This window comes from Sphingomonas phoenicis (assembly GCF_047238005.1).
Classification (GTDB): Bacteria; Pseudomonadota; Alphaproteobacteria; order Sphingomonadales; family Sphingomonadaceae; genus Sphingomonas.
The window spans coordinates 3,290,152-3,310,728 of the sequence record NZ_JBDFMC010000002.1 but is presented as its reverse complement, the minus strand read 5'-3'; the positions used below and the strand labels follow the sequence as shown (position 1 = coordinate 3,310,728).

10 protein-coding genes are annotated in these 20,577 nt (G+C 70.0%); 8 read left to right on the top strand and 2 right to left on the bottom strand.

All coding sequences use genetic code 11. The features are described 5' to 3' along the window. Nucleotides 1–16: 16 nt before the first annotated feature. From ABC319_RS16615 to ABC319_RS16600, 4 genes are read left to right on the top strand one after another with little or no spacing between them, the layout of a single operon-like run. A complete protein-coding gene (locus tag ABC319_RS16615; RefSeq protein ID WP_413071289.1) occupies nt 17–2,575 on the top strand; it encodes a glycoside hydrolase family 3 C-terminal domain-containing protein in 2,559 nt (852 codons plus the stop codon). Beyond that, a complete protein-coding gene (locus ABC319_RS16610) occupies nt 2,572–3,987 on the top strand; it encodes a glycoside hydrolase family 125 protein (protein ID WP_413071288.1) in 1,416 nt (471 codons plus the stop codon). The genes ABC319_RS16615 and ABC319_RS16610 overlap by 4 nt, the downstream gene beginning before the upstream one ends. Beyond that, nucleotides 3,981–6,290 (top strand): GH92 family glycosyl hydrolase, encoded by a 2,310-nt coding sequence (locus ABC319_RS16605; RefSeq protein ID WP_413071287.1) that lies wholly within the window; start codon nt 3,981–3,983, stop codon nt 6,288–6,290. Before ABC319_RS16610 ends, ABC319_RS16605 begins: the two co-directional genes overlap by 7 nt. After that, a complete protein-coding gene (locus ABC319_RS16600; protein ID WP_413071286.1) occupies nt 6,287–8,197 on the top strand; it encodes an alpha-L-fucosidase in 1,911 nt (636 codons plus the stop codon). The genes ABC319_RS16605 and ABC319_RS16600 overlap by 4 nt, the downstream gene beginning before the upstream one ends. A gap of 9 nt (nt 8,198–8,206) precedes the next feature. Here the strand turns inward: ABC319_RS16600 and ABC319_RS16595 are convergent, their stop codons facing one another. Further along, on the bottom strand, nt 8,207–8,944 hold the full coding sequence (locus ABC319_RS16595; RefSeq protein WP_413071285.1) for a GntR family transcriptional regulator: 738 nt from the start codon (nt 8,942–8,944) through the stop codon (nt 8,207–8,209). A 198-nt stretch (nt 8,945–9,142) separates the two neighbouring features. On the opposite strand from ABC319_RS16595, the gene ABC319_RS16590 reads away from it, so the two are divergent. Next, nucleotides 9,143–11,692: a beta-N-acetylhexosaminidase gene (locus ABC319_RS16590; protein ID WP_413071284.1), complete on the top strand. Its 2,550-nt coding sequence runs from the start codon at nt 9,143–9,145 to the stop codon at nt 11,690–11,692. On the opposite strand, the gene ABC319_RS16585 is transcribed toward ABC319_RS16590, so the two are convergent. Further along, entirely contained in the window at nt 11,652–13,628 is a 1,977-nt protein-coding gene (locus tag ABC319_RS16585; protein WP_413071283.1) for a glycoside hydrolase family 84 protein, read from the bottom strand. The genes ABC319_RS16590 and ABC319_RS16585 overlap by 41 nt on opposite strands. 344 nt (nt 13,629–13,972) lie before the next feature. Between ABC319_RS16585 and ABC319_RS16580 the strand changes: the two genes are divergently transcribed. From ABC319_RS16580 to ABC319_RS16570, 3 genes are all read left to right on the top strand, one after another. Next, the gene (locus ABC319_RS16580; protein ID WP_413071282.1) at nt 13,973–17,086 is read left to right on the top strand and encodes a TonB-dependent receptor; all 3,114 of its coding nucleotides are present in this window, start codon (nt 13,973–13,975) and stop codon (nt 17,084–17,086) included. A 634-nt stretch (nt 17,087–17,720) separates the two neighbouring features. Beyond that, nucleotides 17,721–19,241 (top strand): tryptophan halogenase family protein, encoded by a 1,521-nt coding sequence (locus ABC319_RS16575; protein ID WP_413071281.1) that lies wholly within the window; start codon nt 17,721–17,723, stop codon nt 19,239–19,241. A gap of 28 nt (nt 19,242–19,269) precedes the next feature. Then, nucleotides 19,270–20,571 carry a sugar porter family MFS transporter gene (locus ABC319_RS16570; protein WP_413071280.1) on the top strand — a complete coding sequence of 434 codons (1,302 nt, stop codon included), beginning with the start codon at nt 19,270–19,272 and terminating at the stop codon, nt 20,569–20,571. Nucleotides 20,572–20,577: the final 6 nt, after the last annotated feature.

Below are 20,577 nucleotides of genomic sequence, written 5' to 3'. Positions count from 1 at the left end.
GATGAAGGAGGCGGGGATGGCATCGATCCGGCCGGCGTTCCGGCGGACGGCGTCACGCGGGCGCATGATCCGCTGCCTCGCCATCGCCGCGGCGCTGTTGCCCACCGCACTGCCGGCGCGGGCTCCCGCACCGCCGACGCCGGACCAGGAGGCCGCCCAGCTCCAGAACGCCGCCCCCGCCGATCCTGCCCTGGGCCTGCCCGCCTATGACTGGTGGAATGAGGGGCTGCACGGCCTGGCCCGCAACGGCGAGGCGACGGTCTTCCCGCAGGCGATCGGCCTCGCCGCCACCTGGGACGAGGCGCTGCTCGCCCGCATCGGCGATGTCGTCGCGACCGAGGCGCGCGCCAAATGGAACGCGCGCCGCCGCGGCGCCGCCGGGTCCGACATGTATCAGGGGCTGACGATCTGGTCGCCCAACATCAACATCTTCCGCGATCCCCGCTGGGGCCGCGGCCAGGAAACCTATGGCGAGGATCCCTATCTGACCGGCCGGCTCGCGGTGGCGTTCGTCGGCGGCCTGCAGGGCCCCGACCGTGCCGTGCCGAAGACGGTGGCCACGCCCAAGCACCTCGCCGTCCATTCGGGGCCGGAGGCGGGGCGCGACAGCTTTTCGGTGAACGTCAGCCCGCACGATCTGGAGGCGACCTACCTCCCCGCCTTCCGCGCCGTCGTGACAGAGGCACGGCCGCTGTCGCTGATGTGCGCCTATAACGCGATCCACGGCACGCCGGTCTGCGCCGATCGTGCGCTGATGATCGACCGGCTGCGCGGCGACTGGGGCTTCGACGGGCTGACCGTGTCGGACTGCGACGCCGTCGCCAACATCCACCTGTTCCACTTCGCCGCGCCCGATGCCGCCCACGCCGCCGCCGCCGCGCTGAAGGGCGGGACCGATTTGAACTGCGGCTCCACCTACGCCGCCCTGCCGGAGGCGGTGCGCCGCGGGCTGGTCGACCGTGCGACTCTCGATACCGCCTTCGCGCGGGCGATGGCGTTGCGGCGCGCGATCGCCCTGCCCTCCCGCTGGGACCGCATCCGTCCCGATGCCGTCGGCGCACCCGCGCATCGCGCCCTTGCGCAGGTTGCGGCGGAGCGGTCGATCGTCCTGCTCGATAACCGCGCCGCCACCCTGCCGCTGGCCGGCAAGCGCATCGCGGTGATCGGCGCCAATGCCGACGATCTGTCGGTGGTCGAGGGCAACTACCACGGCACCGCGATCCGTCCCGTCACTCCGCTTGAGGGGCTGCGCCGCCGTTTCGGCCCGGTCGCCTACGCCCAGGGGTCGACCCTTGCCGAGGACGCGCCGGTGGTCGTTCCCGAAACCGCGCTGCGGACCGGCACCACGCCCGGCCTGCGGGCCGAGATCCGCGACACCGCCGGTCGGGTGACGCGCCGCATCGATCGCCGCATCGATTTCAACTTCACCCGAACCGCGCCCTTCACCGCCACCTGGACGGGAAGCTTCGTACCGCCCGGCCCCGGCCGCTACCGGCTCGCGGTCGACGGTCCGGCCTGCTGGCACCGCTGTCCGCCGCACGATCGCGTCACGCTGTCGATCGAAGGCCGCACCGTGATCGACGGCACCATCGGCGAGGTGCTGGAAACGGCGATCGACGCCACCGCGCCGGTGGCCATCAGCCTGACCCTGGATCACAAGGGTGGCGACGAGGGCCTGCGCCTGCGCTGGATCGCGCCGCCGGAGATCCAGCTGGCCGAGGCGCTGGCCGCCGTCCGCGATGCCGAGGTGATCGTCGCGGTCGTCGGCCTGTCGCCGGATCTGGAGGGAGAGGCGCTGAAGCTCGCCGTGCCCGGCTTCACGGGCGGCGATCGTACCGACATCGTCCTGCCCGATCCGCAGCGCCGGCTGCTGAAGGCGCTCGCCGCCACCGGCAAGCCGCTGGTGGTCGCGATCGCCGCGGGCAGCGCGGTGTCGATCGGCGATGTCGAGCCCGCCGCCGTGCTCCAGCTCTGGTATCCGGGCGTGGAAGGCGGCACCGCGCTCGCCCGCGTGCTGGCCGGTGACGTCAATCCGTCCGGGCGACTGCCGGTCACCGTCTACCGCACCGTCTCGGACCTGCCGGCCTTCGTCGATTACGGGATGAAGGAGCGGACCTATCGCTATTTCACCGGCACGCCCGCCTGGCGCTTCGGCCACGGCCTCTCCTACACGAGCTTCACCTATGCCGCCCCGCGCGTCGACGCCGCTACCATCCCCGCGGGACGCTCGCTGCCGGTCGCGGTCACCGTCCGCAACGCTGGCGGTCGGGCAGGCGACGAAGTGGTACAGGCGTATCTCCTGCCGCCCGATGCGGGACGCGCCGGCAATCTGACCGACCCGGTGCTGCAGCACCAGCTCGTCGGGTTCCGCCGGCTCGCGCTCGCACCCGGCAGGGACGGCATCGCCCGCTTCACCATCGATCCGCGCGCGATGAGCAGCGTCGATCGGGCCGGCGTCCGCCGCGTGCTGCCGGGCGCGTACCGGCTGTGGATCGGCGGCGGCCAGCCCGGCGACGCGCCCGGCGTCTGGACCGGCTTCACCGTCACCGGCGACCCGCTGGAACTGCCCCGTTGATCGATCGCCGCACCCTGATCGCCGCGGCCGGCGCGGCTGTCGCGCTGCCGGTCCGGGCAGGACCCGGCTTGCCCTCGCGGCGGCCGCTCCCGGCCGATCGCCGCTTCGTCTCGCCGGCCGTCGAGCGGGAGATCGACCGGATCGGCGCGCTGATCGCGTCGCCGGAACTGCGCTGGCTGTTCACGAACTGCTATCCCAACACGCTCGACACCACCGTCCTGTCGGTGGAGACCGGCCCCCGGCGCGACGCCTTCGTCATCACCGGCGACATCCCCTGCCTGTGGCTGCGCGACTCCGCGGCTCAACTGAAGCCCTATCTTCACCTCGTCCGTGACGATCCCCGCCTGCGCGACCTGTTCCGCGGCCTGATCGCCCGCCACGCCCGATCGATCCTGATCGATCCCTATGCCAACGCCTTCATGCAGGATTTCGCCGCGAAGACCGATCTCCGCTGGGCGCTGCACGACGAGACGGACATGCGCCCCGGCGTCGCCGAACGGAAATGGGAGGTCGACTCGCTCTGCTACGCGCTCCGGCTCGCCCATGGCTATTGGACGGCGACGCGCGATCCCGTCCCCTTCGATGCGACCTGGGCGGAAAGCGCCCGCGCCATCGTCCGCACCTTCCGCACCGAACAGCGCACGTCCGGCACGAGCCCCTATCGCTTCCGCCGCGCCGCGCCGCAGCCGACCGAGACGCTGCTGTGGGGCACCGGCAACCCCACCCGTCCGGTCGGCCTGATCCACTCCGGCTTCCGCCCGTCGGACGATGCGTGTCTCTATCCGCTGTTCGTGCCCGCCAATCTGTTCGCGGTGACGACGTTGCGCGAACTTGCCATCGTCGCCTATCAGGCGTGCGGCGACACCGCCCTCGCCGCTGACGCGACCGCGCTCGCGGACGAGGTCGCCGCCGCGCTTGCCCGCCACGGCCTGATGCGCCTGTCCTCGGGTCAGGAGGTCTGGGCGTACGAGGTCGACGGCTACGGCAATGCCGTCTTCATGGACGACGCCAACGTACCGTCGCTGTCCGGGCTCGGTTATCTCGGCTGCGTCGCGCCCGATGACGCACGCTGGCGCCGGACCGAGGCAGCGGCGTGGAGCCCCGCCAACCCCTGGTTCTTCCGCGGGCGCGCCGGCGAGGGAATCGGCGGCCCCCATGTCGGGTCCGGCCAGATCTGGCCGATGTCGCTGATCGTCCGCGCCCTGTCCGCCCGCGACGACGCGACCATTCGCACCTGCCTGCGGACGCTGATGGCCACACATGCCGGCACCGGCTTCATCCACGAGGCGTTCGACCGCGACGATCCCGCCACCTTCACCCGCCGCTGGTTCGCCTGGGCCAACGGGCTGTTTGGCGAACTGGTCGTCCACCTCGCCGCCACGCGGCCGCACTTGTTGAAGGAACCATGGTGACGCCCGATCGCCGCCAATTGCTGGGCGGCACCGCCGCGTTCGCGCTGTTCCCGCTGCCTGCCATCGCCGCGCCGCCCGCCCGCGCGGACCCGTTCATCGGCACCGGCGGCGACGGCCACACCTATCCGGGTGCGACGGTGCCGTTCGGCATGGTCCAGCTGTCGCCCGATACGGATGTGGAGCGATGGGACACCTGTTCGGGATATCACCACGGCGACGGCTCGATCATGGGCTTCTCGCACACCCACCTGTCCGGCACCGGCATCGGCGACATGCTCGACGTGCTGGTGGTGCCGACCCGCGGGCCGGTGAAGCTGACGCCCGGTCCGCTGGCCGATCCCGATGCCGGATACCGCCAGCGCTACTCGGGAGAGGCGGCGGAGCCCGGTTACTACCGCGTCCTGCTGGAAAGCGGCGTCGCCGCCGAACTGACTGCGACCGAGCGGACGGGCTGGCATCGCTACCGTTTTCCCGCCGGCGCGGCGCACATCCTGATCGACCTGTCCCACCTCGTCCTCGACCGGTCCGATGCCGCGCCGCTGATCGACGATGCACATATCGCGGTCGATGCCGACGGCACGATCACCGGCGCCCGCCGGGTGCACCGCTGGGCCAGGGGGCGGCGCATCCACTTCGCCCTCCAGCTGTCCCGCCGGCCCACACGCATCGACTTCTACGGCGATGACGATGCGCTCCGGCCCGCCGGGGCCGTCAGCGTCGCCGGCCGGCGCGTGAAGGCGGCGCTGCACTTCGACGAGGCGGGCGGCGCCCCCCTGCTGATCCGCTGCGGCATCTCTGCGGTCGATGTCGCCGGCGCGCGCGCCAATCTGGCGGCGGAGGCGGATCACTGGGATTTCGACCGGGTCCGCCGTGCCGCCGCCGCGCGCTGGACGGACAGCCTGGCGGCGATCCGCGTCACTGGCGGCACTGCCGACCAGCGGACGATCATGGCCTCCGCACTGTACCATGCGCAGGTCGCGCCGACGCTCTTCTCCGATGTCGACGGGCGCTATGTCGGGCTCGACCGGCAGGTCCGCCGCGTACCCGCGGGCGGCGCGGCGTACAGCAGCTACTCGCTGTGGGACACCTATCGAGCCCTCTATCCGCTCCTGACGCTGATCGCCCCCGACCGGGTGAAGAGCCTGGTCGACGACATGATCCGCCAGACCGCGCACTCGCCCTTCGGCCCGCTCGTCTGGCCGCTGCAGGGTGTCGAAACCGGCACGATGATCGGCTGGCACGGCGTCGCTCCTCTCGCGGAGGCGCAGGCGAAGGGGATCGTCGCCGACTATGCCGCCGCATGGCCCGCCATCGCCCGGCGCAGCTTCGACTTCGCCGCCCCCGACAAGGATAACAGCCTCGGCCGCGACCTCTACGACGCCATGGGCTATGTGCCCGCCGACCGCATATTTGAAAGCGTCAGCCGGACGCAGGAATATGCCTATGACGACTGGGCGTCCGCCCGGCTCGCCCGCGCCGCCGGTCAGCAGGCGGCCGCCGCACGCCTGCTGAAACGGTCGGGCAACTGGCGCAACGTGATCGACCCGCGCATCGGGTACGCCCGCCCCCGCTTCGCCGACGGCAGCTGGTGGCACCCCTACGACCCGGTCCAGCTGGGTCACATGCCCCGGCCGGGGTGGCGCGACTATACCGAGGCGAACGGCTGGCAGGCGACGTTCCTGAACCAGCACGACATCTATGGCCTGATCGCGCATCTGGGCGGCGATGCCGCGTTCGAGGGGCGGCTGGACGCGCTGTTCGCCGCGCCGTCCACCCTGCCCGCCGACGCGCCGCCCGACATCGCCGGGCTGGTCGGTCAATATGCGCACGGCAACGAGCCCGACCAGCACGCACCCTATCTCTATGCCTATGCCGGTGCGCCGTGGAAGACGCAGGCGATGGTCCGCCGGCTGCTGACCGAGATGTACAGGGCCGCACCCGACGGCATCATCGGCAACGACGATTGCGGCCAGATGAGCGCGTGGTTCGTGATGTCCGCCCTCGGCCTCTACCCGGTCGATCCGGTCGAGGCGGCGTGGGTGTTCGGCTCGCCGCTGTTCGACCGGGCCGAGCTGCGCGTCGGCGACGGTCGGCGGCTGGTGATCGAGGCGGAGGGCAACGGCCCCGACCGCCCCTACATCCAGTCGGTGCGCTGGCGCGGCCGGCCGTGGACGAAAAGCTGGATCGGCCATGCCGACCTGATCCGTGGCGGCACCCTCTCGTTCCGCATGGGCGCCGCGCCCAACCGCGCCTTCGGCCGGGCGCGCGCCGATCGTCCGCCCTCTTTTGGAAAGCCCGCATGACACTCGATCGCCGCATGGTGCTCGCCGCCGGCCTCGCGACGCCGCTGTCGCCGGCCCTCGCTGCCCGCATCGACGATGCACCCGCCCCCTTCGGCGCGGTGCCCAGCCCCCGTCAGTGGCGCTGGCACGCCCGCGAGCAATACGCCTTCGTGCACTTCTCGATGAACACCTTCACCGACAAGGAATGGGGCTATGGCGACGAGGATCCCCGCCGCTTCGATCCCACTGATTTCTCCGCCGACCAGATCGTCGCCGCGGCGAAGGCGGGAAATCTGAAGGGGCTGATCCTTACCGCCAAGCATCACGACGGCTTCTGCCTGTGGCCGACGATGCTGACCGAGCACTGCATCCGCAACTCGCCCTATCGCGGCGGCAAGGGCGATATCGTGGGCGAGATGGCGGCGGCGTGCCGGCGCGGCGGCATCGCCTTCGGCATCTACCTGTCCCCCTGGGACCGCAATCACGCCGAATACGGCCGGCCGGGCTATATCAATTATTTCCGCCGCCAGATCGTCGAGCTGTGCACCGGCTATGGCGAGCTGTTCGAGTTCTGGTTCGACGGCGCCAACGGTGGCGACGGGTTCTACGGCGGCGCGCGCGAGACGCGCCGGATCGACGCGCCCGCCTATTACGACTGGCCATCGATGATCGCGCTCGTCCATCGGCACCAGCCGATGGCCTGCACCTTCGATCCGCTCGGCGCCGACATCCGCTGGGTCGGCAACGAGGACGGGATCGCCGGCGACCCCTGCTGGCCGACCATGCCGGACCATCCCTATGTCCAGGCGGAAGGGAACAGCGGCGTGCGTGGCGGTCCCCTGTGGTGGCCGGCGGAGACCAACACCTCGATCCGTCCAGGCTGGTTCTACCACGCCGACGAGGACGCCCGCGTCCGCAGCCCCGACAACCTCGTCCGCTTCTTCGACACCTCGGTCGCGCGCGGCACCACCATGAACCTCAACATCCCGCCCGACCGGCGCGGCCGCATCCCCGATCAGGACGTCCGCATCCTGCAGAGCTTCGGCGACGCGATCCGCGCCAGCTTCGCGACCGATCTCGCGCAAGGGGCGGTGGCGACCGCCAGCCACGTCCGCGGCCCCGCCTTCCAGCCGGCCCGCGTGCTGGACGGCGACCGGGACACCTATTGGTCGTCGCCCGACGGCATCGCCACGCCGACGCTGACGCTCGATCTGCCGCCCGGCCGCCGTTTCGACCTGATCCGCCTGCGCGAATATCTGCCGCTGGGCGTACGCGTCACCCGCTTCGCGGTGGAGGCGGAGGTCGAGGGCCGCTGGCGCCGCCTGGCCGAAAAGACCGGTATCGGCGCGCAGCGCATCATCCGGCTGGACGCGCCCGTCCTCGCCCGCCGCGTCCGGCTGGTCATCCTCGATGCGCCCGTCTGTCCCGCGATCGCGGAGGTCGCCCTGTTCCTGGCGGTGGCGCCGGCACCCGTTCCCGCGATCGTCTCCTCCGATCCCACCGTGCTCGCGACCGGCGGCTGGCGCATCGTCGCGGCCAGCGCACCGGGGGCGGAGCGGCTGCTCGACGGCGACGCCGCCACCCTCTGGGTCCAGCCTGCGCCGGTCCCCGGCCGCCCCGCCCGGGTCACCATCGACCTCGTCACGGCACGGCAACTCGCCGGGTTCAGCCTGACGCCGGCGCGCCACACCTCCGCCGGCTCGGCGCCGCCGCGCGGCTATGTCACGGAGACCAGCGTCGACGGTCGATCGTGGCAGCCGGCGGGCGCGGGCGAGCTGCCCAACATCGCCTATGCGCTGGCGACGCAGCGGCTGGACTTCACCACGCCCCGCGCCGTCCGCTACCTGCGCCTCACCTTCGCCGCCACCGCCGTTCCGGCCGACCGGCTGGCGATCGCCGGCGTCGGAGCGTTCCTGACGCCGCGCTGATGCCGCCCGCTACAGGTCGCTCAGTTCCGCGACGAAGTCATAGGCGTCACCGCGATAGAAGGACTGGGTGAACTCCACCACCCGCCCGTCGCGCAGGAACCCGCGCCGCTCGATCAGCAGCCCCGGTGCGCCGGTGTCGACGCCCAGCATCCGTGCATGCTCGCCGCGGAACGGCACCGCGCGCAGCCGCTGCAACGCGCGCACCGGACGGTTGCCGGCGCGGTCGAGCGCCTCGTACAGCGACGTGTCGACCGCCTCCACCCCGGTCAGGCAGCGACCCTCGATGGTCGAGAATTCCAGCGCCATCGGCACGTCGTCGGCAAAGCGGATGCGCTGGAACCGGAACACCGCCGCGCCGGGCGACAGGCCCAGCGCCATCGCCTCTTCCGGCGTCACCGTGCCGGCGGCGCGGGTGATCCACTGGCTCGACGGCTGGCGCCCGCGCGACAGCATGTCCTCCGAAAAGGACGACAGGCGCGAGAAAATCTTCTCCACCCGCCCCGCCACGAACGTGCCCGCTCCCCGACGCCGGGTCAGCAGCCCCTCCTCCACCAGCGTGCCGATCGCCTTGCGCACCGTGATCCGCGACACGTCGTACTCGATCGCCAGATCGCGCTCCGCCGGGATCGCCTCGTCGGTGGTCAGCAGCTGCCGCTGCACTGCGTCGCGCAACAGCTGCTGCAACTGTAGATAGAGGGGCGCAGGATTGTCGGGCCGGAACCGCCCGATCTTCTCGGAAAAGGACATGGTCGGGCAGGTACCTGCGTGCGATGGATGATCCGCGGGGCGGGCGGTACCGGCGGATTACCGCGCCGTCGGGGCGCTGGCAACGCCGGGGCTGCGGCCGCACGGTCCATTGTGGCGCTCGTCGCTGCGATTGGTTATCGATCGGTACGCAGATGATCGCCGGTCGAACGACGATCGATGGAATATGAGGGACTTGGCATGGTGATGTGGTCGTTGCTCCCGCTGGCGGTCGTGGCGGCCGCAACGGCGCTGCCGCCCGAACAGGCCGGATTGGACCGGCTCGCCGCCACGCTCGGCTACCGCTTCACCGTCGTGGACAACCGTACCGCGCCCTGCCCCGGCGGCGTGCTGCGCTGCTTCCGGTCGACGATCGACATCACCGTCCCCGCCGCGCTCGATCCCAGCCTCGCGGGCGTGCCGATTGAGATCCGCTACGGCTTCGTCAACCGGGTGCTGGCGATCGACAGCGACGATTTCGCCGGCCGCCAGGTCGCGGGCGACGTCAACGCCCTCACCCTGAAGCCGGGCCGCCGGTTGCTGCCCGGGCGGGTCTATCGCATCGGCATCACTGCGGTGGGCGCCTTCTACTCGCGCAACCATGTCATGCCGAACGCGATGCTGCACGCACCCGGCCTCGCCCCGCGGGTGATCGCGGCCACCCGTCCCGGCACCGACGCCGATACGGGCATGGAAACGCTGCCCTTCGTCGCCCCGATGACCGACGAGGCGGCGCTGGCCGGCGGCGCGCCGGCCGATCGCACCGTCTGGCAGACGCCCGAACGTGCCTTCGCCCTGTATGCCGGACGAGGACCCGCGACCGCGATCGACGTCGCCATCCTGCCGAAACCGCTGCGCGCCAGCCGTCCCGCCGGCACCCCGGTCGACCTGGCCGCCGGATTCCGCATCACCACCGCCGGCATTCCGCGTGCCGCGATCGCCGCCGGTCTTGCCGCCCTGCCGCAGGGGGCCGGCCCGACCCGGCTGACGATCCGTCGCAAGGCGGAGCTGCCGGCCGAGGGGTACCGCCTCGCGATCGGTAAGGGCGCGGTAATGATCGATGCGGGGGACGCCGCGGGTGCCTCCCACGCGCTCCGGTCGCTGGCACAGCAGATCGCGGCGGAGGGTACCAGCCTGCGCCCGCTGATCGTCGACGATGCGCCCGCCCTGCCGTTTCGCGGCCTCCACATCGACATCGCCCGCAATTTCCACAGCAAGGCAGAGTTGCTGAAGCTCATCGAGCAGATGGCCATCTACAAGCTGAACCGCCTCCACCTTCATCTGGGCGACGACGAGGGCTGGCGGCTGGAGATCGCCGGGCTGCCCGAGCTGACGGCGATCGGTGCGTATCGCTGCGGCGACGTGACGGAGGCGACCTGCCTGTCCCCGCAGCTGGGCGCCGATCCCGACCGCGCGGCCCCGACCAACGGCTATCTCGCCGCCGCGGACTATGTCGATCTGCTCCGTGCCGCCGCCGCCCGGCAGATCACCGTCATCCCCTCGTTCGACATGCCCGGCCACTCCCGCGCGGCGATCCGGTCCATGGAGGTTCGCTACGCCGCGCTGATGGCCCGTGGCGACCGGACCGGTGCCGAACGCTACCGGCTGGTCGATCCCGCCGACACCACCAGATACCGCAGCATCCAGAACTATGGCGACAACACGCTGAACGTCTGCCTCGACGCCACCTATCGCTTCATCGACGCCGTCGTCGGCGGGGTCGCCGCGCTGCATCGCACCGCCGGTGTTCCCCTCACCACCTACCATATCGGCGCCGACGAGACGGCTGGCGCATGGACCGGGTCGCCGGTCTGCCGGGCGCTGCTCGCGCGCACCGGGATGAAGGCGAGCGGCCTGGGCGCCTATTTCATCGAGCGAGTATCGGCCCAGCTCGCCGGCCGGGGCATCCGCGTCGCCGGGTGGAGCGACGGGCTCGGCCATACCGATGCGGCGCGCATGCCCTCTTCGGTGCAGACCAATATCTGGAGCGGTGTCCATACCGGCGGCGTCGCGGAGGCGCACGGACAGGCCAATCGCGGCTGGCAGACCGTTCTGTCGATGCCGGACGCGGGCTATTTCGACATGCCCTATGCGCCCGATCCGGACGAGCCGGGCTATGACTGGGCCACGCGCGGCGTCGACACCTTCCAGGCGTTCGGCTTCATGCCCGGCAACCTGCCCGCCAACGCCGCGCTGATCCCCGATACCTTCGCGCGTCCCACGCCGGTCGTCGACACGGTGCCGCTCGCGCCCGGCCGCGCCATCGCCGGGCTGCAGGCGCAGCTATGGAGCGAGACGGTGCGGCGCGACACGCAGGTCGACTACATGCTGTTCCCCCGCCTGCTCGCTTTGGCGGAGCGCGCCTGGAGCAGCCCGGCGTGGCAGCCGGCCTATGTCCCCGGCGCCACCTACGCTCTCGGCGATCCGCGGGTCGACCGCGCCGCGCTGCTCGCCGGCTGGCGGGATTTCGCCGGGCGGATGGCGGTCCGGCTGCGGGCGCTGGACCGGGCGGGCATCACCTATCGCCTCGCACCGCCGGGCGCCCGCATCGTCGATGGCCTGCTCCAGGCGAACAGCGAACTGCCCGGCACCCCGATCGAATACCGCGTCACCGGCGGGCCGTGGCGGCGCTACGCCGCGCCGGTCGCGGTGACGGGTCCCGTCGACCTGCGCACCCGCTCGCCCGACGGCCGCCGCGTCGGCCGCACCGTCACGGTGTCGCCACCGGACCGGGGCCGGCCAACGGGTTGATCGCGATCAGCGTCGGCGCGTCGGCCACGAACCGGTCCAGCACGCCGTCGGCGATCTTCGCGGGCCCGCCGAACCGGGTCGCACCGGGGATCGTCGGAGTCGCCGCCGCCTCGCTCGCCAGCCGCTGCGCATCGGCGAAGAAGCGGGCGGCGGCACCACTGCCGCGGTTCGCCGCATCCAGACCGGCGGCGGTCAGCTGCAATGCCCGTCCCCAGCGCTGCATCGCATCCAGCCACGGGGCGGATTGCGTCGCGAACCCCTGGTCGGGCACGCCCGCGCGGATGGTGTCGGGCGCGCCCGCAAACGCATCGGCCTCCGCCGCCAGTGCCGCGATCGCCGCCGCGCGCTCCACCGCATCGTCGCCCGCGATGGCCCCGCGTACCCGGTCCAGCACCGCCTTCAGCGTCGGCGCCTGCTCCTGCCATGGCTGGCTGCCGAACGTCGGGGCCAGATGCTGGGTATCGAAGAAACGCAGCAGCGCCGCCGCCACCTGCCCGTCGCCGCCCGCCAGATCGGCCGCGGCCAGCCGCCAGACGCGGTCGGCGTCGTACCCCTGATCGTTCCAGCCGAACGCGACGACCCCCGTCACCGCCACCCTGCTCGGCGCCTCCTGGTTCATCGGGTTTGCCACGATCCCGCTCAATTCAGCCGACAGCCCCGCCTCGCGCCGGGCATAGGGCGCCATCAGCAGTCGCCCGGCCGAGGTCGCGAAGTCGTTGACCGGATAATTGTCCCACAACAGCGTCTTGCGCCCGAATACCTTGGCGGCGGCGCGGGCGTCGGGGATCGCGATAGCGGGCGGCACCACGTCGGTGCCGGTCCACTGCACGACGATGCGCGGGTCCAGATGCTGGCGCAGCGCCGCCTTGTACGGGCTCTCCTTGGCATCGTAATATTCGGTCGGCACCATCATCAGCGCCGACGCCGTGTCGTGGCGCGCCAGCAGATCGGCCTGCACCGCGTTCAGCAACCGCGACTGCGCCACGCCGGCTGCCGCCGCCCCCGGCTCGCCGAAGGCCGCGCGATCGGCGTCGCAGTTCCACTTGGTATATTCGATGTCGTCGAGCGCGACGTAGAAGCTGCGCACCCCGATCGCCCGCATCGCGTCCACCTTGCGCATCAGCGTCCGCTGGTCGGCCGGATCGGAGAAGCAGACCGACGGTCCCGGCGAGATCGCGTAGACGAAGGTGACGTGGTTGCGCCGCGCCGCCTTCACCAGTCCGCCCAGCGCAGTCAGCGTCGCGGCCGGATAGTCGTCCCGCCACCGGTCGCGCGCATAGGGATCGTCCTTGGGGCTGTAGATATAGGTATTGGCCTTCATCCGTCCCAGAAAGTCCAGGTGCGCCGCCCGGTCCGCCATCGACCAGGGCTTGCCGTAGAAGCCCTCGATCGTGCCCCGGATCGGCATCGCCGGGCGATCGCGGATGACGATCGCTGGAAACGCCGCGCGCGCCGCCAGCTGCCTCAGCGTCTGCGCGGCATGGAACAGCCCGTCGGCATCGTGCCCGGCCAGCGTGATCAGCGCACCCTCGCCCGTCTCGACGCTCGCCAGCGTATATCCCTCCGGCGTCGCCTCCGCCGCCGCACCGCTCCGCGCCAGTGCGGCGCGCACCACCGGCGCATCGGCCGGGCCGATCACCACCTGCGTCCGCCCCGCTTTCGTCGTCGTGCGTGCGGCGCGCTCGATCCGCTCCACCCCCGCCCTGGTCAGGATGTCACGTACCAGCGCGACGGTGTCCGCATCGCTGCCCGGTGCGACGACCAGCACGACCGACCGCCCCAGCGCCACCGTGCCGCCGATCAGGGTGGCCGATACCGGCGTCGGCACGATCGCCGGCATCGTCACCGGCTCCGCGCATGCCGCTGCCGGCAGCGCCACCGCGATCGCCGCCGCCGGAGATACCCCGCCCCACCACCGGACCCAGCTGCGCGTCATCGTCGATCTCCGGTATTGGACTGGTATCTAGCGACATCGATAGGCAAGTCGATCCGACGCCGCAATCCTTCCCGTCACCAACCGTCCCGGACCCATCGCTGGAGCGTCGCATCCCGCTGAAAACGACGATTCTCGTCAGGTATAGAATACTCGTTTCGGCGATAGCCCAGATTGGTATCAATATGGCATTATGGTTGCTCAGGTGATGCAAACTCCCCACAGTGTCCGTGCAATCGCCTCGTACTGCTTGACAATTTCCCGGCACCCAATGATTAAATCAAAATGATTTTATGAGAGGCTGTGCGGATCTTGGGGATCCGACACGGCCGATTGGGAGGATGAAGATGGCAGATTTCCGTAAACCGCTGCGTCGTGTCACGCTGCTGTCGGCCGCATCGCCGCTGGTGCTCGGCCTGGCCGCGTTGACCGCCGCACCGGCCGCCGCGCAGGACGCGACCCCCGTCGGCAACACCCCCGCCGCCCCGGTGACGAGCCAGGATCCGGTCGCCGCACCCGACCAGTCGACCGAGGACGCCGACATCGTCGTCACCGGCATCCGCGCGTCGCAGGCCCGCTCGATCGAGGTGAAGCGCAACGCCGACAGCGTGGTCGAGGCGATCAGCGCGCAGGACATCGGCAAGCTGCCCGACGTCACCATCTCCGACTCGCTGCAGCGCATTCCCGGCGTCCAGATCCGCCGCGAAGCCGGTGAGGGCGGCGCCGTCAACATCCGCGGCCTGCCGCAGGTGACGACGCTGATGAACGGCGAGCAGTTCCTGGGCGCCAACTCGGTCACCGCGGTCCAGCCGAACTTCACCGACATCCCGTCGCAGCTCTTCTCGGGCGCGACCGTCTTCAAGTCGCCGACCGCCTCGCTCCAGCAGGCGGGCCTGACCGGCACGATCGACCTGCTGACGCGCCGTCCGTTCGACCTGAAGAACGGCCTGACCATGTCCGCCGCCGCAGAGGGGCAATATGGCGACCGCACCGAGAAGTGGAACCCGTCGGTCAACGGCCTGATCTCGTACAATGCCGGCCGCGTCGGCCTGCTCGTCTCGGCCGCGTACAGCGACCTCGACCTGTCGAACAGCTTCCGCGGTATCCAGGATTACGGCGTCGCTCTCCGCAACGAGGGCGGCAGCGCCACGAACCAGGGCGATTTCGCGATCGGCAATTTCGTGAACGGCCGGGAAGTCAGCCGCGGCACGCCGGTCCGCAACGGCCAGGGCGCGATCATCGGCTACGACGTGAACGGCGACGGCGACGCCAACGATGCGTTCATCACGCCGCAGTCGCACACCGCCTGGAACCGCATCACCAGCCGCGAGCGCTTCGGCGCCAACGCCTCGCTCCAGTTCCAGATCAACGACGCGCTGAAGCTGACTGCCGACGGCTTCTACACCCGCCAGACCCAGTATGACCGCACCGCCGGCTTCCAGTTCCAGAACATCAGCTGGCAGACCTCGCCCTTCCTGCCGACCCAGTCGCGCGACACCGGCGCGGTCGTCAACGGGTTCAACCTGAACACCGTCCAGACCTTCCAGTACGACATGCCCGCGTTCGACAGCTACTCGGAAACCTTCCGGGTGAAGTCGGAATCGCAGAACTACAACCTGCAGCTCGACTGGGACAATGGCGGCAACTTCAAGGCCACCGTCCGCGGCATCTATGGCAAGGCCAGCCGCAAGTCGGACCAGTCCTACGCGCAGTTCAACCTGACCAACGGCACGCAATGGGCCTATAACGGCGTCGGCAACTACCCGGCCTCGATCGGCGGCGACGTGCGCTTCAACCCCACCGGCTATGCGCCCTACAGCCAGAAGGCGACCGTCGACTATTCCAGCGGCGCGCCCGTCTTCACCTTCCCGCAGGCGTTCCTGGCGCAGACGCAGGACATCTCGCGCTACGGCCTGAAGACCATCTCGTCGGAGAACAATCTCTATCAGGACGGCGATCTCTGGGCGTTCCGCGGCGATGCCGAGTGGAGCCCGAGCGAGCAGCTCCGGATCAAGTTCGGCGGCCGCTACGGCGAGCGCAGCGTCGAGCAGTTCAGCTTCGAGCGCGCGTCGCCCTTCTATGCCGGCAACACCGACAATCCCTCGAACCCCGCCGCCGGCTGCCTGGTCAAGTGGAAGGCGTTCGACGTCAACCTGAACGACCCGACCTGCAACGTCCGCGATGCGCAGGGCAATGCCTACACCGCCGGCTATACCCGGCTAGCCAACGACCCGAAGTTCGCCGGCATCATCAAGCAGTACAAGCTGCCCGCCGCCGGCACCCCCGCCCTCTTCGTCCTCGATCCGAAGGCGATGGACAATTCCGAAGCGTTCCAGAACAGCTTCTATCCCGGCAGCGTCAACAACGTGAACCCGGCCAACTCGTTCGGCATCGAGCTGAAGCAGATCTCGGGCTATGCCGAGGTCAGCGGCGAGGGTGAGCTGTTCGGCCTGCCGTTCCGCGCCAATGGCGGCCTGCGCGTCGTCAACACCCGCTTCACCGTCCGCCAGAACATCGTCGGCGCACCGCAGCCTTACGGCCTGTCGGGCCGCGACAATGGCGACGCCTTCACCAAGCGTGACTTCACCGACTTCCTGCCGGCGTTCAACGTCGCCTTCGACATCACCGACAAGCTGCGGCTGCGCGGTGCCTATTCGAAGACGATGACCCTCCTGAACCTCGATCAGTGGGGCGGTGGCCTGAACGTCAACTACGCCATCGACACGTCGGTCAACCCGCCGCTGTTCCGCGCGCAGGGCGGCAACTCGAACGGCAACCCGCAGCTCGATCCGTGGCGCGCCGACAATGCCGAGGCCAGCCTGGAGTTCTACACCGGCCGGTCGAGCCTGATCGCGGCCGGCGTGTTCTACATCAAGGTCGACAGCTTCATCACCAACGGCACCGAGACGCGCAACGACATCCCCGACAATGACGGCGTGATCCGCAACCCGGTCATCATCAACACGATCGGTCAGGGCGAGGGCGGCACGCTGAAGGGCGCCGAGTTCTCCGCGCGCCAGTCGCTGGCCGATTACGGCGTCAACGGCCTGTTCGGCGGCTTCGGCGTCGATGCCAACTACACCCTGTCGCTGGGTGATGCCGGCCGCACCGATCTGGCCGGCAACAAGCAGCCGTTCCAGGACAATTCGAAGCATCAGGCGAACGCCGCGCTGTGGTACGAGCAGTATGGCTTCCAGGCGCGCGTCGCCTACAACTATCGCTCGAAGCGTCTGGTCTCGTCCGATTACGGCGGCATCACCGGCCTGGCCCAGTACCAGAAGCCGACCAACTATCTCGACGCGTCGATCAGCTACGACATCCTGCCGAACATCACCCTGTACGGCCAGGCATCGAACCTGACGGCGGAGACCGAGCGCTACTACCTGACCTTCGCCGATCAGGTGCTGTTCGAGAACATCTACGAGCGTCGCTTCATCGGCGGCGTCCGCGTCAAGTTCTGATCGGTCCTACCCGTTCCCCAACCTCGCGCCGCATCGACCCTCCCGGTCGGTGCGGCGTTTCTTTTGGCGAGAATGATCCTGCCGCCCCACGCACTCGTCGCCCCGGGCTCGATCCGGGGTCCCGCTCTCCTTCGCGGGGATCGTGGTTGAACAGCCCCGCGACACCATCCCGCACCATCACCGCGAAGGCCGGGATCCAGATGGGTAACGTCGCCAGTAGACCAGCAGGGGCAGTCCGACTGAAACCCGGCGTCGGCGGAGCCACTGCGAAGGCCACTCCGCACGCCATTCTCTTCGTCATCCCGGCGAACGCCGGCACCCATGGACAACGGAAGATCGACTACCCGGACGCTCACGCGAACGCCGGCCAACCATGTCCTACGCCACTCATCCTGGCGTATAGGCAGGCCATGTCCCTCCCGCCTCAACATTCACTTACGACAGCCTCACTGTCGAAACTTGCCCGGTTTCATCGATCGCGCGGCGATCGCCTCAACATTCGCCTAACCCACACAGATAAAACGCCTTACGCCCCGAACATTGACACGACCGTCCCCCACCCCGACCCTCCGCAACCCGCAACTTCCTCAACATTCGCGCGCGCCCGCGCCCTTGCACCGACGGAACCCACCGCATGGATCTGACCACGGATATCCCCGCCCCCATCCGCTCGATCGTGATCGTCGGTGGCGGCACCGCCGGGTGGATGGCGGCGACGTTCCTCGCCCGCAAACTGGCGCATCTCCGCCTGTCGATCACCGTCGTCGACAGCAGCGCGATCGGCACCGTGGGCGTCGGCGAGGCGACCGTGCCGGCCATCCGCGACTTCTTCGCCGCGGTCGAACTCGGGGAGCCTGAGGTGCTGCGCGAGACCGAGGGCACGATCAAATACGGCATCCGCTTCGCCGACTGGCAGCGCGACGGCCACTCCTTCTTCCATCCCTTCGGCCTCTACGGCGTGCCCGCACGCGGGGTCGCCTTCCATCACTACTGGCTGAAACGGCGCGCCGCCGGCGACACGACCCCGCTCGGCGAATACTGCCTGGCGACCCAGCTGGCGGAGCGCGGGCTGTTCCTCCCGCCCAACGACCGCCCGCAGAACGATCTCGGCGTCTTCAACTTCGCGGTCCATTTCGATGCCGCCAAGTTCGCCGCCCTCCTCCGCCGGCTGGCGCTGGCGAACGGCGTCGCCCATATCGATGCCCGCATCGTCGACACGCACCGCGACGGTCAGGACGGCCGGCTGGAGTCGGTCACGCTGGAGGACGGCCGCCGCGTCGCCGGCGACCTGTGGATCGACTGTTCCGGTTTCCGCAGCCTGCTGCTCGGCGAGGCGCTCGGCGTTCCGTATGTCGACTGGCGCCACTGGCTGCCCTGCGACCGTGCCGTGGCCATCCCGTGCAAGGCGGCGGTGCCGGCGCACAGGCCGCTGACCACCGCCACCGCGCGCACCGCCGGCTGGCAGTGGCACATCCCGCTGCGTCATCGCATCGGCAACGGCCATGTCTATTGCAGCGATCATCTGGACGACCAGCAGGCAGAGGACATGCTGGTCGCCGGCTTGGAGGGAGAGGCGCTCGCCAACCCCAACAAGCTGCGTTTCACCACCGGCCACCGCGCCCGCTTCTGGGATCGCAACGTGGTCGGCCTCGGCCTGGCGTCGGGCTTTCTCGAACCGCTCGAATCGACCAGCATCACGCTGATCCAGTCGGGGCTGGAACGGCTCGTCGCGCTGCTGCCCGACCGGGCGATGGATCCGCGTCTCGCCGCCACCTACAACCGCCAGTCGACGCTGGAGTTCGAGCGGCTGCGCGACTTCCTCTTCCTGCACTACTGGTCGAACCGGCGCGAGGGCGAGCCGTTCTGGGATCGCATGCGCGCACTGACTCCGCCCGAAGGATTGCAGATCAAGCTCGACGCGTGGCGCGCCGGTGGCGAGTTCGTCCGCAATGAATGGGATACCTTCCAGGACCCCAGCTGGCTCAGCATGTACGCCGGGTTCGACGACCTGCCCGTCCGCCCCTCGCCGCTCGCCGACCAGTTCACCGACGACCAGCTCGCCGATACCTTCGCCCGGATGAAGGCGGCGATCGGCGCCACGCTCGCCCATGCCGAACCGCATGCCCGTTTCCTCGACCGGCTGTCGGCGGCATGATCCCCTCCTCTCCAGTGCAGGCGACCGCATGACCCGATCCACCCACACCCGTGCCGTCGTCGCGATGAGCCTCGGCGGCCTCCTGTTCGGCTTCGACACCGCCGTCATCTCCGGCGTGACGGAAGCGCTGCGCACCGAATACGCCCTCTCCGCCGCCGGTCTCGGCGCCGCCGTGTCCGCCGCGCTGTGGGGGACGCTGGTCGGCGCGATGTTCAGCGGCGCGCCGGGCGACCGCTGGGGTAGCCTCGCGGTGCTCCGCATCATAGGCCTTCTCTATGTCGTCTCCGCGCTCGGCTGCGCGGTCGCGGATTCGCTGACCGTCTTCTCCGCCTTCCGTTTCCTCGGCGGCATCGCGATCGGCGCCTCGTCGGTGCTCGTGCCCGTCTACATCGCCGAAATCAGCCCGCCGGCACGCCGCGGCTTCCTCGTCGGGCTGTTCCAGTTCAACGTCGTCTTCGGCATCCTCGTCGCCTATCTCAGCAACTTCCTGATCGCGCAGGCCGTCGATCCGGACATCGCGTGGCGCTGGAAACTCGCCGCCGCCGCCTTCCCCGCCGCACTGTTCCTCGTCCTCCTGACCGGCCTGCCGCAAAGCCCGCGCTGGCTGACCGCGCGTGGTCGCGATGCGGAGGCGGCCGATGCCGCCGGCCGGCTGGGCATCGATCTGGCCCCCGCCGCTGTCGATGACCAGCCGGGCACCGCGCGCCTCGACTGGCGTCGCCACCGCCTGCCGATCATGCTTGCGATCGGCATCGGGCTGTTCAACCAGCTGTCGGGGATCAACGCGATCCTCTATTATCTCAACGACATCTTCGCCGCCGCCGGCTTTTCCGGCCTCACTGCCGATGCCCAGGCGATCGCCATCGGCGTGGCCAACCTCATCGCGACGATGACCGCGATGGCGATCATCGACCGGGTCGGGCGCAAGCCGTTGCTGATCCTGGGCGGCATCGTCACCGCCGTCGCGCTGTCGGGGGTCGCGCTCGTCTATACCGGCGCCGCGCCGGCGACGCTGCTGCTGCCACTCCTGATCCTCTTCATCATCGCCTTCGCGATGTCGCAGGGGGCGGTGATCTGGGTCTATCTGTCGGAAATCTTCCCGACCAGCGTCCGCGCCCGCGGCCAGTCGATCGGCAGTGCGACGCACTGGGTGGCGAACGCGGTCCTGTCCTTCGCCTTCCCGGTGCTGGCCGAATACAGCCAGTCGCTGCCCTTCTGGTTCTTCGCCGCCGCCATGCTGCTCCAGGCGGTGCTGGTCTGGCGCTTCTTCCCGGAGACGCGGGGCCGGGCACTGGAGACGATCAGCGCGGACCTGTCCGGCCCGCGCTGATCGCTT

What these genes read in the sequence shown, in the direction of transcription:
- ABC319_RS16615 (WP_413071289.1), top strand. Translation starts at nt 17, where the DNA reads ATGGCATCGATCCGGCCGGCGTTCCGGCGGACGGCGTCACGCGGGCGC.
- ABC319_RS16605 (WP_413071287.1), top strand. Translation starts at nt 3,981, where the DNA reads ATGGTGACGCCCGATCGCCGCCAATTGCTGGGCGGCACCGCCGCGTTC.
- ABC319_RS16600 (WP_413071286.1), top strand. Translation starts at nt 6,287, where the DNA reads ATGACACTCGATCGCCGCATGGTGCTCGCCGCCGGCCTCGCGACGCCG.
- ABC319_RS16595 (WP_413071285.1), bottom strand. Translation starts at nt 8,944, where the DNA reads ATGTCCTTTTCCGAGAAGATCGGGCGGTTCCGGCCCGACAATCCTGCG.
- ABC319_RS16590 (WP_413071284.1), top strand. Translation starts at nt 9,143, where the DNA reads ATGGTGATGTGGTCGTTGCTCCCGCTGGCGGTCGTGGCGGCCGCAACG.
- ABC319_RS16585 (WP_413071283.1), bottom strand. Translation starts at nt 13,628, where the DNA reads ATGACGCGCAGCTGGGTCCGGTGGTGGGGCGGGGTATCTCCGGCGGCG.
- ABC319_RS16580 (WP_413071282.1), top strand. Translation starts at nt 13,973, where the DNA reads ATGGCAGATTTCCGTAAACCGCTGCGTCGTGTCACGCTGCTGTCGGCC.
- ABC319_RS16575 (WP_413071281.1), top strand. Translation starts at nt 17,721, where the DNA reads ATGGATCTGACCACGGATATCCCCGCCCCCATCCGCTCGATCGTGATC.
- ABC319_RS16570 (WP_413071280.1), top strand. Translation starts at nt 19,270, where the DNA reads ATGACCCGATCCACCCACACCCGTGCCGTCGTCGCGATGAGCCTCGGC.